At 64.4% G+C, this 13,278-nt stretch carries 14 protein-coding genes; 6 read left to right on the top strand and 8 right to left on the bottom strand.

Annotated features, from left to right (window positions below):
* Positions 1 to 57 precede the first annotated feature (57 nt).
* The 5 genes from A6V37_RS31240 to A6V37_RS31220 form a co-directional block, all read right to left on the bottom strand.
* Positions 58 to 984: a CysB family HTH-type transcriptional regulator gene (locus tag A6V37_RS31240; protein WP_064269875.1), complete on the bottom strand. Its 927-nt coding sequence runs from the start codon at positions 982 to 984 to the stop codon at positions 58 to 60.
* Between the two features lie 78 nt (positions 985 to 1,062).
* Positions 1,063 to 2,121, bottom strand: coding sequence for a sulfate/molybdate ABC transporter ATP-binding protein (locus tag A6V37_RS31235; protein ID WP_064269874.1), 1,059 nt, complete (start codon positions 2,119 to 2,121; stop codon positions 1,063 to 1,065).
* Positions 2,121 to 3,119, bottom strand: a complete 999-nt coding sequence (gene cysW, locus A6V37_RS31230; RefSeq protein WP_064269873.1) for a sulfate ABC transporter permease subunit CysW — start codon at positions 3,117 to 3,119, stop codon at positions 2,121 to 2,123. The genes A6V37_RS31235 and cysW overlap by 1 nt, the downstream gene beginning before the upstream one ends.
* A complete protein-coding gene (gene cysT, locus A6V37_RS31225; RefSeq protein WP_064269872.1) occupies positions 3,116 to 4,012 on the bottom strand; it encodes a sulfate ABC transporter permease subunit CysT in 897 nt (298 codons plus the stop codon). Before cysT ends, cysW begins: the two co-directional genes overlap by 4 nt.
* A 34-nt stretch (positions 4,013 to 4,046) precedes the next feature.
* Complete coding sequence (locus A6V37_RS31220) at positions 4,047 to 5,096, bottom strand: sulfate ABC transporter substrate-binding protein (protein ID WP_064269871.1); 1,050 nt, start codon at positions 5,094 to 5,096, stop codon at positions 4,047 to 4,049.
* Between the two features lie 316 nt (positions 5,097 to 5,412).
* Here A6V37_RS31220 and lexA point away from each other — a divergent pair, with 316 nt between their 5' ends.
* The 3 genes from lexA to A6V37_RS31205 all read left to right on the top strand — a co-directional run bounded on the left by lexA (position 5,413) and on the right by A6V37_RS31205 (position 7,249).
* Entirely contained in the window at positions 5,413 to 6,063 is a 651-nt protein-coding gene (lexA, locus tag A6V37_RS31215) for a transcriptional repressor LexA (protein WP_064269870.1), read from the top strand.
* A gap of 89 nt (positions 6,064 to 6,152) precedes the next feature.
* A complete protein-coding gene (locus tag A6V37_RS31210; RefSeq protein WP_064269869.1) occupies positions 6,153 to 6,500 on the top strand; it encodes a hypothetical protein in 348 nt (115 codons plus the stop codon).
* 95 nt (positions 6,501 to 6,595) lie between these two features.
* Positions 6,596 to 7,249, top strand: coding sequence for a DUF2939 domain-containing protein (locus A6V37_RS31205; RefSeq protein WP_064269868.1), 654 nt, complete (start codon positions 6,596 to 6,598; stop codon positions 7,247 to 7,249).
* 61 nt (positions 7,250 to 7,310) lie between these two features.
* Here A6V37_RS31205 and A6V37_RS31200 read toward each other — a convergent pair whose 3' ends face one another.
* Positions 7,311 to 7,778, bottom strand: coding sequence for a universal stress protein (locus A6V37_RS31200; RefSeq protein ID WP_064269867.1), 468 nt, complete (start codon positions 7,776 to 7,778; stop codon positions 7,311 to 7,313).
* Positions 7,779 to 8,041: 263 nt separating this feature from the next.
* Between A6V37_RS31200 and nodI the strand changes: the two genes are divergently transcribed.
* Together nodI and A6V37_RS31190 are read left to right on the top strand one after the other, a co-directional pair.
* Entirely contained in the window at positions 8,042 to 8,956 is a 915-nt protein-coding gene (nodI, locus tag A6V37_RS31195; RefSeq protein ID WP_064269866.1) for a nodulation factor ABC transporter ATP-binding protein NodI, read from the top strand.
* 89 nt (positions 8,957 to 9,045) lie between these two features.
* Positions 9,046 to 9,873, top strand: coding sequence for an ABC transporter permease (locus A6V37_RS31190; protein ID WP_064269865.1), 828 nt, complete (start codon positions 9,046 to 9,048; stop codon positions 9,871 to 9,873).
* Between the two features lie 80 nt (positions 9,874 to 9,953).
* On the opposite strand, the gene A6V37_RS31185 is transcribed toward A6V37_RS31190, so the two are convergent.
* Entirely contained in the window at positions 9,954 to 10,376 is a 423-nt protein-coding gene (locus A6V37_RS31185; RefSeq protein ID WP_064269864.1) for a hypothetical protein, read from the bottom strand.
* A 198-nt stretch (positions 10,377 to 10,574) separates the two neighbouring features.
* Positions 10,575 to 11,549, bottom strand: coding sequence for a LysR family transcriptional regulator (locus A6V37_RS31180; RefSeq protein ID WP_064286688.1), 975 nt, complete (start codon positions 11,547 to 11,549; stop codon positions 10,575 to 10,577).
* Between the two features lie 220 nt (positions 11,550 to 11,769).
* Between A6V37_RS31180 and A6V37_RS31175 the strand changes: the two genes are divergently transcribed.
* Positions 11,770 to 13,188 (top strand): M20 family metallopeptidase, encoded by a 1,419-nt coding sequence (locus A6V37_RS31175; RefSeq protein WP_064269862.1) that lies wholly within the window; start codon positions 11,770 to 11,772, stop codon positions 13,186 to 13,188.
* Positions 13,189 to 13,278 lie beyond the last annotated feature (90 nt).

Raw genomic sequence — 13,278 nt, 5'->3', positions numbered from 1 at the left:
CGGCGGCCGTCCACCGCCAACGGCGCGCCAGCACGGCGCGCATGTCCGCGGCGTGCCTCACACCGCTTCGCGCAACTGCGCGGCAATATCCGCTTCGCTCAGCTGCGGCGCGAACATCTCGATCAACCGGTAGGCGTACGCGCGCAGGAACGCGCCCTTGCGCAAACCGACCCGCGTCGTGCTGGCTTCGAACAGATGCTCCGTGTCGAGCGCGACCAGTTCCGTATCGCGCTTCGGGTCGTAGGCCATGGCGGCGACCACGCCAATGCCCATGCCGAGTTCGACATAGGTCTTGATCACGTCGGCATCGATCGCGGTCAGCACGACGTCCGGCAACGCCCCCGCTTTCGCGAATGCCTGGTCGATATGCGAGCGGCCCGTGAAGTCCTGGTCGTAGGTAACGATCGGGAATTCGGCGATTTCGTCGAGCGTCAGATTCTGCCGCCCGACCAGCGGATGGTCCTTCGGCACCACCACGATGTGATGCCACGAATAGCACGGGAACGTGACGATGTCCGGGAAGCGGTCGAGCGCTTCGGTCGAGATGCCGATATCCGCTTCGCCGTTGATGATCATCTGCGCGATCTGTTGCGGACTGCCCTGGCGCAGCGCCAGATGCACCTTCGGGAATACCTCGGTGAACTGGCGGATCACCTTCGGCAGCGCGTAGCGCGCCTGCGTGTGGGTGGTCGCCACGACCAGATGCCCGCTGTCCTGATCGGCATACTGGCGCGCCACGCGGCGCAGATTTTCAGCGTCGAGCAGCATCCGTTCGATCAGCTGATGCACCGCCTTGCCCGGCTCGGTCAGACCCGTCAGGCGCTTGCCGCGACGAATGAAAATATCGACGCCGAGCTCGTCCTCCAGATCCTTGATCTGTTTGGAGACGCCCGACTGCGACGTGTACAGCACGTTCGCCACCTCGGTGAGGTTCATGTTCTGGCGCACGGCCTCGCGCACGAAGCGCAATTGCTGGAAATTCATCTTGATGTCTCCGGTTCAGCCAGAGTTGAGTTATTTGAGTTGGTTTGAAACGCCGCGCGATCTCGCGGCATGGTTCGCTCAATGCGCCGGGAAAACACGCAACGCGCGCGGCACAGCGGTCACGCCGTCGCCGACCGCCAGCTGCAGATCACGCCACGCTTCGCGATCGAGTTCAGCCTCGAGCACGTTGCCTTCGCGGCCCGCGAGTTCGACCCGCACCGAGCCGCCCAACGTCACCACGCGCCGGACATCCACGACGATGCCTTCACGATGGCCGCCGGCCTGCGAATACAACTGCAGATCATGCGGCCGCACATAGGCGAAAGCCGGACCGCTGAAGTCCGCCTTGATCGCCACCGGCAGCGCCGCGCCGTCCACCACGAAACCGCTCGCGTCGACCTTGCCGTGCAGACGGTTCGCCGCGCCGAGAAACTCGTAGACGAACGAGGTTTGCGGATGATCGTACACGTCTTGCGGGCTGCCCACCTGCTCCACGTGCCCGTGATTCAGCACGACGATGCGGTCGGCCACTTCGAGCGCTTCTTCCTGATCGTGCGTGACGAAGATCGTCGAGATATGCAGATCGTCGTGCAGGCGCCGCAGCCAGCTACGCAATTCCTTGCGCACCTTCGCGTCGAGCGCGCCGAACGGTTCGTCGAGCAGCAGCACCTTCGGTTCGACGGCGAGAGCACGCGCGAGCGCGATACGCTGGCGCTGGCCGCCCGACAATTCCGACGGATAGCGCTGCGCGAGCCAGTCGAGCTGCACGAGCTTGAGCAGTTCATGCACCTTCTCGCGGATCACCGCTTCCGAGGGACGCTCCTTGCGCGGCTTCACGCGCAGCCCGAACGCCACGTTCTCGAACACCGTCATGTGACGGAACAGCGCGTAGTGCTGGAACACGAACCCCACTTCGCGCTCGCGCGCGCCGACCGTCGCGACGTCCTGGCCTTGCAGCACGACCTGGCCGCTGTCCGCGTATTCGAGCCCGGCGATCACGCGCAGCAACGTCGTCTTGCCACACCCCGACGGCCCGAGCAGCGCAACCAGTTCGCCCGGCGGAAAGTCGAGCGAGACGTTGTCGAGCGCGACGAAATCGCCGAAGCGCTTGTGCAGGTTACGAACGGTGATACCCATTACAGCTCTCCTTGCGTAAGCGGGTGTGGCTGCGTTGCATGTGTTGCGTGGTTCGGCGGCGTCACGGGGCCGGCATGCGCGGGCACGTTGCTCGCGGCCGACAGTTCCGCCGACAGATGGCGCTCGGCGAGCAGCTTCAGGCCGAGCGTCACGAGTGCGAGCAGAGCCAGCACCGACGCCACGGCGAACGCCGCCGAGAAGTTGTATTCGTTGTAGAGAATTTCGACGTGCAGCGGCATGGTGTCGGTCTGGCCGCGAATATGGCCCGACACCACGGACACCGCGCCGAACTCGCCCATGGCCCGCGCGTTGCACAGAATCACGCCATACAGCAGCCCCCATTTGACGTTGGGCAGCGTGACGCGGCGGAAGATCTGCCAGCCCGAAGCGCCAAGCACATGCGCCGCTTCTTCTTCGTCGTTGCCTTGAGCCTGCATCAGCGGAATCAGCTCGCGCGCGACGAACGGAAAGGTCACGAAAATCGTCGCCAGCACGATGCCCGGCACCGCGAAAATGATCTGCACGTCGTGCGCCTGCAACCAGGGGCCGAACCAGCCCTGCGCGCCGAACATCAGCACATAGATCAGGCCTGAAATCACCGGCGAGACGGAGAACGGCAGATCGATCAGCGTGGTCAGCAGTGCCTTGCCGCGGAATTCGAACTTGGCGATGCACCATGACGCCGCGAGGCCGAACGCGAGATTCAGCGGCACGGCGATCGCGGCCGTGATCACGGTGAGCTTGATGGCCGAGAGTGCATCCGCATCCGCAAGCGATTCCAGATAAAAACCGAGGCCCTTGTTCAGCGCCTGATAGAACACCGCAATGAGCGGCACGACCAGAAACAGCGCGAGAAACAGCAGCGCAAGCCCGGTCAGCAGCCAGCGCACCGCGGCCGGTTCAGTGACCGGATCGGGCCGTCGCGCGACGTTCCGCGGCACGGCAGCCGCAACCGCGTGATGCACGCCCTGCGCGCCGTTGATGGACTGGCGGCTCATTGCACACCTCCGCCGAGTGCCGCGACGCTCGCCGCCACCGGTGCCGGCCCGGCCCCACCGCGGCTCGTGCGGCGCTGCAAATACCACTGCAGCGTGTTGATGAACAGCAGCATCAGGAACGACACGACCAGCATCACCACCGCCAGCGCCGTTGCGCCGGCGTAGTCGTACTGCTCGAGCTTGGTGATGATCAAGAGCGAGGTGATTTCCGACTTCATCGGCACGTTGCCGGCAATGAAGATCACCGAGCCATACTCGCCGAGCGCGCGCGCGAACGCCAGCGCGAAGCCCGTCAGCAAAGCCGGAAACACCGCCGGCAGCACCACGCGGCGAAACGTCAGCCAGCGCGACGCGCCGAGGCACGCGGCGGCTTCTTCCTGTTCGCGCTCGAACTCTTCGAGCACCGGCTGCACCGTACGCACCACGAACGGCAAGCCGATGAACGTCAGCGCCACCAGCACGCCTGCCGGTGTGAATGCGATCGTCACGCCGAGCGGCTCGAGGAACTGCCCGATCCAGCCGTTGCCCGCATAGACGGCGGCGAGCGAAATGCCCGCGACGGAAGTGGGCAGCGCGAACGGCAGATCGACCACGGCGTCGACGATGCGCTTGAACGGGAACGTATAGCGCACCAGCACCCACGCGACCAGAAAGCCGAATACCGCGTTGATCAGCGCGCCGCCGAGGGCGGAGAAAAACGTCAGGCGATACGACGCGAGCACACGCGGCGAACTCACCGCGCGGACGAACTGCGGCCAGTCGAGCGTCGCGGTCTTGAGAAAGGTCGCCGCCAGCGGAATCAGCACCACGAGGCTCAGATACGCCACCGTGATGCCGAGCGTCAGGCCGAAGCCAGGCAAGGCGCTCGGTTTTCGAAAAGTCAACGTCGTCATGCGGGTCACTCTTTCAGGTCAGGCAACGGCCGCCTTACTGCGGCTGATAGATCGAATCGAACACGCCGCCGTCGGCAAAGTGGGTTTTCTGCGCGTTGGTCCAGCCGCCGAACGAATCGTCGACCGTGTAGAGCTTCAGCTTCGGAAACTTCGCAGTCAGCTCGGCCGGCACCTTGTTCGAACGCGGACGGTAGAAGTTCTTCGCGGCAATCTCCTGGCCCTCCTCGCTATACAGAAAGTTCAGATACGCTTCCGCCAGCTTGCGCGTGCCGTGCTTGTCGACCACCTTGTCCACCACCGCGACCGGCGGCTCGGCCAGAATGCTCACCGACGGCACGACGATTTCAAACTTCTCCGGGCCAAACTCCTTCAGCGACAGAAATGCTTCGTTCTCCCACGCAATCAGCACATCGCCGATGCCGCGTTGGACGAAGCTAGTGGTCGCGCCGCGCGCGCCCGAATCCAGCACGCCTGCATTCTTGTAGAGCTTGCTGACGAATTCCTTCGCCTTCTGATCGTTGCCGCCCGGCTGATGTTCGGCATACGCCCAGGCCGCGAGGTAGTTCCAGCGCGCGCCGCCCGAGGTCTTCGGATTCGGCGTGACGATCGACACACCCGGCTTGATCAGATCGTCCCAATCCTTGATGTGCTTCGGATTGCCCTTGCGCACCAGAAACACGATCGTCGATGTGTAGGGCGACGCGTTATCCGGCAAACGCTTCTGCCAGCCTTTGTCCAGCAGCCCCTTGTTAGCGAGCGCGTCGATGTCGTAAGCAAGCGCGAGCGTCACGACGTCGGCCTGCAGCCCATCCAGCACCGAACGCGCCTGGGCGCCCGAGCCGCCGTGCGACTGCTTAAAGGTGATGGTCTCGCCGGTCTTCGCCTTCCATTCCTTGCCGAATGCCTGGTTGACGTCCTGATACAGCTCCCGCGTCGGGTCGTAGGACACATTCAGCAGCGTCGTGTCGGCGGCGTGCGCCTGCGCCACCATGCCGAGCGTGCCCAGTGTACTTACTGCGCCCAATGCGAGCGCCGCGATGAGTTGCCTGGTCCGACCTGCGAGCCCCGTGCCTTGATGAGTCATGTCAACTTTCTCCGCGTTGTAGTGCGCTGAAAACAGCGTGTGATGTTGTTTTGCGTCGCGGTCACGTGCACATGAGCGCCAACCCGGAGGCCAGTCTATCGAACGGCTTTCATCATTAAAAATAATGTTTCTTCATTTTTTAATACGCAAAAGTGGTAATGACAGCTGGATAAGGCGTTGCGGCACGAAAACGGCTGTTACGACGCCGCCTGGCGTCGCTGGAGCGCCACCCGAGACCCCGAACTTAAAGTAAAGCTTGAATTGCGCCGAATACTGTATAAAAATACAGTCACCTGTTCATACATACAGTGGCGCTATGACCAAACTCACCGCACGACAGCAGCAGGTTTTCGATCTGATCCGCCGGGCGATCGAACGCACCGGTTTTCCGCCCACTCGCGCGGAAATCGCCGCCGAGCTGGGCTTCAGCTCGGCCAACTCGGCAGAAGAACATCTGCGCGCCCTCGCGCGCAAGGGCGTGATCGAACTCGCGGCCGGCGCGTCGCGCGGCATCCGCCTGCTGGCCGGCCCGGACGAGTTGCCGCACCAGTTCACGCTGCCGCATGCCAGCATCATGCAGCTGTCTCTGCCGCTGATCGGCCGGGTGGCGGCAGGTAGTCCGATCCTCGCGCAGGAACACATTTCCCAGCACTACGCGTGCGACCCGGCGCTGTTCTCGAGCAAGCCCGATTACCTGCTGAAGGTGCGCGGGCTGTCCATGCGCGACGCGGGCATCTTCGACGGCGATCTGCTCGCGGTGCAAAAGCGCAGCGAGGCCAAAGACGGCCAGATCATCATTGCCCGGCTGGGCGACGACGTCACGGTCAAGCGCCTGAAGCGCCGGCCGAACGGTCTCGAGCTGATCGCCGAGAACCCCGATTACGAAAACATCTTCGTCGAAACAGGCAGTGCGGAATTCGCGCTTGAAGGGATCGCCGTGGGGCTGATCCGTCCGGGCGAGTTCTAACCGGCCTGCCCGCCCGTTCTACGGAATCAAACAACGAAGTAAAACGCCGCGCCAACGCCGCACCAACGTTGCATCGTCTGGAGAGTCTCATGGAACGTCTTGCCCGCCTGCTGCCCTTTCGCCAGTTCGGACGTCTGCGCCATCTTCGCAAGCTGGTGCCCTGCTCGTCGATCGAGGCGTCCACGCTGAGCACGCCGTCGCTGTTCGACTCGCCCGCACCCGGGTTGTCGAGCCTGCCGTCGTCGTTGCCCGCGTTTGCCCGCGTGTCGTTGAATTCGGGTTTGAACACGGCCGAGCCGGCGCGTCGCGCCCCGGTGCGGGTCTATCACGGGCCATCGCGTTTGATCATGGTCGGCACGGTGGACGCGGTATGCCGCATGATCGACCGCTGCATCGCCGACGAAGCCAATCTGCACGGCGCGGTGTTCGAGTCGTGAAGAGCCAGAAATGGGCGGCGAGATGAAATCGCGTGGGATCGTTTTCGCGTGGCCGCGGTCCACGTTAGATCACACCTGACGGAGAATCTCAAGCAATGGCAGTTCCAACACGTACCAAGGGCAGCGCGACCCGTCCATTGATCATCACGCTGCTGGCGACTGTGGTAATCGCCGCGTTGGGCTTTGCTTATGCGACGCCATACATCGCGCTGAACAACCTCAAACGCGCAGCCGATGCGCGCGATGCGCAGACCGTCAACCAGTACGTCGACTTTCCCGCGTTACGCGTGAGCCTGAGGCAACAGGTCACCGGCCTGCTGGAACGCCGGCTCGGCGAGCACAGCAATGGCAATCCATTGGCCGCGCTCGGCGCGATGATCGGTGTGGCGTTGATCGGCCCGCTCGTGGACGCTTACGCAACGCCGGACGGCGTCGCGGCCTTGCTGAATGGCATGCCGCCGCGTGGCGACCCAGGTGAACGGCCGCCGGCCCCGCCTGCCGTGAACAATCCGCCTGACGCCGCCGCGGCCCCCGCTGCACCCGCGCCGGGCGCCGCTGCGGAGTCGGCCACCCAGCCGGCCACCAACACCGCGCCGCCGCAACCGCCGCAAACCACGGCCGGCTATCGCGGCCTCAACGAGTTCGCCGTCACGTACCAGCATGGCGCCGGCGACGCACGTTACTCGGCGATTTTCCAGCGTGAAGGCTTGTTCACGTGGAAGCTGGCCGCCATCAATCTGAACGAGTAATTGCCTGCGATTTTCAGTTAGCAACGGCCGGCGGGATCAATGCGCGTCCCGCAGCGCTGCATCAAGCCGCTGCCGCTTGCTGCTGTTCCTGCGCGGAAGAACAGGCCACCAGAATGCTGCACGACACCCGGTCCAGCAATGGCGTATTGCCCGCGCCCATCCACCAGCGCGACAAACCGGTGCGGCAGCGGTGGCCGACCACGACGAGGTCCACATTCAGCTGATTGGCGAGGTTGGCGATCTCGTCGATCGGATGGCCGAACGCGAAATGCCCTTGCGCGTTGACGCCTCGTTCGGTGAGCCAGTCCACGCCTTCCTGCAGGATGTCGCGGGCGGTCTTCTCGAAACTGCCGCAAGCCACGTCGGTGAGCAGGCCCGCGCTTTGAGCAATGCTCGAACGCATATCGACCACCGACAGAAGATGCGTTTCGGCCTTCAGGTCCAACGCCAGGTCGGCGCCGCAACGTAACGCTTTGCGGCCTTCGCGCGAGCCGTCGTAGCACAAGAGGATTTTTTGGTAGCTCGCCATGATTTTTCTCCCTTCGCGCGGAACGCGCGCTCTGAATGAATCATGGTGCGCCGCAATTCAGCTTGCAAGGGATGGAAAACGCTAAGTGCGCCCCAAACCGATGCATGCGAGGTTCGGGTGGTTCACGAACCAATGCGGCAGTGCAAGAAAGGGCCTCCCGACCGTGGGTCACGGCCCAACGCCGCGCCCGCCGATGCCATAAAATAAGCGGCCTTCCCGGCCGTTAGCGTCATTTGCGTCTTTTCCGGAGTCTCGATCGAACCATGTCTGAAGCCGCCATCGAATTTCACCAGGTCAGAAAGAACTACGGCGATAGAGCGGTCGTCGACGGACTGTCGTTTCACGTCAACACCGGTGAATGCTTTGGCCTGCTCGGCCCGAACGGCGCCGGCAAGACCACCACGCTGCGCATGCTGCTCGGCATCGCCGCGCCGGATGCCGGCTCGATCCGCCTGTGCGGCGAGCCGATTCCCGGCCGCGCGCGGGTGGCGCGGGCGCGCGTCGGCGTGGTCCCTCAGTTCGACAATCTCGATCCCGACTTCACGGTGCGCGAAAACCTGCTGGTGTTCGGCCGCTACTTCGGTTTGAGTGCCGCGCAATGCCGCGCGATGGTGCCATCGCTGCTCGAATTCGCGCGTCTCGAAAGCAAGGCGGATGCGCGCGTGAGCGAACTGTCCGGCGGCATGAAGCGGCGCCTCACCCTGGCCCGCGCGCTCGTCAACGATCCTGACGTGCTGATCATGGACGAGCCGACGACCGGCCTCGATCCGCAGGCGCGGCATCTGATCTGGGAGCGGCTGCGCTCGCTGCTGGCACGCGGCAAAACCATTCTGCTCACCACCCACTTCATGGAAGAAGCCGAGCGCTTGTGTCACCGGCTGTGCGTGATCGAGGAAGGGCGCAAAATCGCCGAAGGCGCACCGAGCGCGTTGATCGCCTCCGAGATCGGCTGCGACGTAATCGAGATCTTTGGCCCCGATCCGGTCGCGCTGCGCGATGAACTCGCGCCGCTGGTCGAGCGCTCCGAGATCAGCGGCGAGACGCTGTTCTGCTACGTGAACGACGCGCAACCGGTGCATGCACGGCTCAAACAGCGCTCTGACCTGCGCTATCTGCACCGGCCGGCGAATCTGGAAGATGTGTTCCTGCGACTCACCGGCCGCGAGATGCAGGACTAAAGCACGCTACACCGCGACAACGAGAGCGCCGCCCCTTGGGGAGACGCCCCAAGAGGATGTGTCATAGGGCACACCACACGAGACACGCAATGGACGCACGTACTTACGAAACGCCTGGCGACACGCCATCGAAACAGGAGCCCTTCGGCGCCTTTCCCGCGAACGCGACCAACTGGATCGCCGTGTGGCGCCGCAACTATCTGGTGTGGAAAAAACTCGCGGTCGCGTCGATGTTCGGCAATCTTGCGGACCCGATGATCTACCTGTTTGGCCTTGGCTTCGGTCTCGGGCTGATGGTCGGGTATGTCGACGGCGTTTCGTATATCGCGTTTCTCGCGGCCGGCACCGTGGCTTCCAGCGTGATGATGTCGGCGAGCTTCGAGTCGATGTATTCAGGCTTCTCGCGCATGCATGTGCAGCGCACCTGGGAAGCGATCATGCACACGCCGCTGACGCTCGGCGACATTGTGCTTGGCGAGGTAATCTGGGCGGCCAGCAAGGCGATGCTCTCCGGGGCCGCGATCATGCTCGTGGCCGGCGCCATGGGTTATGCGAATTTCCCGTCGATGCTGCTGGCCTTACCCGCCATCATCCTGGCCGGGCTCGCGTTCGCGAGTATCGCCATGGTGGTCACGGCGCTCGCGCCTTCGTACGACTTCTTCATGTTCTACCAGACGCTGGTATTGACGCCGATGCTGCTGCTCTCCGGCGTGTTCTTCCCGGTTTCACAGCTGCCCGCTGCCGCGCGGGGCGCGGCCGATGTGCTGCCTCTCGCGCATGCCGTCGATCTGATGCGCCCGGCCATGCTGGGGCGGCCGCTCGACAATGCATCCGTGCACGTGGCCGTACTGGCGGCTTATGCGGTGGGCGGGTTTATCGTGTCGGCCATTCTGTTCCGCCGCCGGATGATGAAATAGAACGCGGCCGCCGGCCGCCGGCCGCTGCAGGCGCCGGTCAGCGCATGGGCGAGATCGGCGCCTCGCTCGCGTCAAACGGCTTAGTCTTCGTCATCCGTCCAGGGAATGTCGACGTCGGAAATGAACGCCACCGTCGCGAACGGCCCGCCATCCTGACGGCCGATCTTTCCATCGGCGCGCTGCCATTGAACCCGGAACACCGTGCCCGGATCGTCGGCGAGCAGGCGCACCGTGCGAACTTCATCCGGATCGGCTTCTTCGACGGGACCGTCGAGCGAGATCTGCAATTCCTGCGGCCACAACCCATCGGCCGGATCGTAGATCTTGTCGCCGTCAGGAATCAGCGTGAAGGCTTCCACGCCGATCGTGGCCGATGCCTCCACGATCATCTTGGCCAACGCGCGCAGCAACGCTGTCGCCCGCGCCGAATTGGCCTGACGGATTGCCAGATCCCCGCGCGTCAGCGCCTGCTCGAGTTTTGGGTTGGTTTTTTGTTGCGCCATTCGATGTCCTGAGTCCTATCGCTCTGTTGTAGACGGCACGCCGTATCGGGCGCGCCACGCTCCGTTTTTTGGGGCTGAATCGTACCACCGCTGTCCTCGAACGGGACTTCCTTGCCTCCCGTTCGGCGACTTCCCATGCCCCACCCCGTCCACCACAGTTTAGGTCGTGATTCGTGTTCCAGCAGAGACATTTGCCTTTCAGCCGGCCGCGCCCGGATTGCGGCTGACTCGCTTTCGCGCCGTCGCCGGAGCGCCGCCACCCGCCGGCTTCGTCCCCGCCATCTCCGCGATCAGAAAGTCCCGGAACGCTCGCACGGAGGGCGGCAGTTCGCGTCCCGCCATGGTCTGCACCTGAATGCTGCGCTGGCGCATCTGCGGATGAGTCAGCGGCACGACGACAAAGCCGTCGCCGGCGTAACGGTCACGCACCGACAGCAGGCCGGTGAACATGATGGCACCGGACTTCTGCGCGTAACGGTACATCGCGCCGCTGTTGTTGCAGGTCAGCTCGGGTTCGAGCAGGATGCCCTCGAGCACGCAGGTAATGTCGATCAACTGGCGAATCGTGGTGCCGGGCTCGGGCAGCACCAGCGGATAGCGCTGCAAGTCCGCCAGCGACACCTTTGCGCGCGCCGCCAGCGGGTGATCCGCGCGCAGCAGCGCCAGCACCGGCGCGCGCTCGGTATGCTCGACCTTGACGCCCTTCTCCGGCGCGAGGCTGAACGTCAACGCGAGATCGGCGTCGCCGTCGCGCACCTGGCGGGTCGCCGCGCCTGGCGACATCACGGAGAGCGTGAAGTCGATGCCCGGATACAGGATGCGGAACGCCGCCATTGCGGCAGGCAGAAAGTCGGCGGCGAAGCCTTCGGAACTCACGACCTTGATCATGCTGCCATGCAAGGTCTCGAGGCCGCCGATCTCTTTCATCACATGCTCCGCCTCGAGCAGGCTGCGCTGCGCGTAGGCAAGCAGCCGTTCGCCGGCCTCTGAAAGCGCCATGCCGCGCGGGCGCCGTTCGAACAGCGCCACGCCGAGCTCGCTTTCGAGCCGCGCAACCTGCCGGCTGATAGCCGACACGGCGACGTGCAGCCGCGCGGACGCGTCGCTGATCGAGCCGGTGCGCGCGACTTCGACGAAATAGCGCAAAGCGATGCCATGCAGCGAAAGTGCCATGGGGGGTCCTGTCTGAACGATGCCCGACGGCAGGCAAGCCGCTCCCGCCACTTGGACGCGCGCGGCGAGCTTTGCCTTTTCGGCAACGCAAGCTTCGAAAGACGATCATTGTGACAAAAAAAACGGCCTCCTAGAATCGGTTCAAAGCATGAGGCCGTGACCGGTCGAAGTCGAATACCGGACCACGCACCCCGCATTCCGCCCCGCATTGGAGACACACATGAGCCGTACCCAGGCCATCGAGCACGCGACCCACCATTTCGAATCCGGCGCCTTTCTCGAGACCCTCAACCGCCGCGTCGGGTTTCGCACGGAAAGCCAGGAGAGCGACCGCGCCGCCACGCTGCTGTCGTATCTGACCGACGAAATCACGCCGGAGGTCACTGGCCTCGGTTTCAGCACGCGTATCGTCGATAACCCGGTGGACGGCTTGGGCCCCTTCCTGATCGCGCACCGTCACGAGGGCGACGATCTGCCCACCGTGCTGATCTATGGTCACGGCGACGTCGTGCGCGGTTATGACAGCCAGTGGCGCGCGCCGCTCACGCCGTGGGCCGTGACGATTGAGGGCGAGCGCTGGTTCGGCCGCGGCACCGCCGACAACAAAGGCCAGCACACCATCAATCTGGCCGCGCTGGCGAGCGTGCTGGCCGCGCGCGGCGGCAAGCTCGGCTTCAACGCGAAACTGCTGATCGAGATGGGCGAGGAAACCGGCTCGCCCGGGCTCGACGCGATCTGCCGCGTGCACCGGGAAGAGCTGGCCGCCGACGTGCTGATCGCCTCCGACGGCCCGCGCCTCGCCGCGCGCCGTCCCACGGTGTTTCTCGGCTCGCGCGGCTCGGTGAACTTCAAGCTTTCGCTGAATCTGCGCGACGGCGCGCATCATTCGGGCAATTGGGGTGGTCTGCTGCGCAATCCGGCCACGGTGCTGGCGAACGCGCTGGCGAGCCTCGTCGATGCGCGCGGCGTGATCGCCGTCGACGGCTTGCGCCCGCCGTCGATTCCCGAGGCGGTGCGTCGTGCTCTGGCGGATATCACGGTGGGTGGCGGCCCCGGCGATCCGGAAGTGGACGAGAACTGGGGCGAACCTGGCCTGAGCGCACCCGAACGCGTGTTCGGCTGGAACAGCTTCGAAATTCTGGCCTTCAAGGCCGGCAATCCGGAGAACCCGGTCAATGCGATTCCGTCGACGGCGTTCGCGCATTGCCAGTTGCGCTTCGTGGTCGGGACCGATTGGGACAACGTTGAAAAGCATCTGCGCACGCATCTTGACACGCACGGTTTTTCGCTCGTGCAGATCGACGTTGAGCGCGGTGCGCCCGCCACCCGTCTGAACCCGGACGATCCGTGGGTCACGTGGGCCATTGCCTCGCTCGAACATACCACCGGCAAGAAAACCGCCGTGCTGCCGAACCTGGGCGGCACGCTGCCCAACGAAGTATTCGCCGACACGCTCGGCCTGCCGACCATCTGGGTGCCGCACTCATACCCGGCCTGTTCGCAGCACGCGCCGAACGAACACCTGCTCGGACCGGTCGTGCGCGAGGGTCTGCAGATCATGGCGGGGCTCTTCTGGGATCTCGCCGAGAACTCGCCACGCGCGACCGGACGCACCGCAGCACGCACCGCCGTAGTCTGAGCCGAACCCGCCCGCAACCTCAGCGCAACCCGAGCGTAACCCGGACCCATTCAAGCGATCGGGCCCGGCGCGCCCCTATCCGTCACAAGG

The sequence above is a fragment of the Paraburkholderia ginsengiterrae genome, assembly GCF_001645125.1.
In the GTDB taxonomy this organism is placed as follows: Bacteria; Pseudomonadota; Gammaproteobacteria; order Burkholderiales; family Burkholderiaceae; genus Paraburkholderia; species Paraburkholderia ginsengiterrae.
Note: the sequence above shows the minus strand (reverse complement) of the source record. Positions and strands in the feature narration are given on the sequence as shown.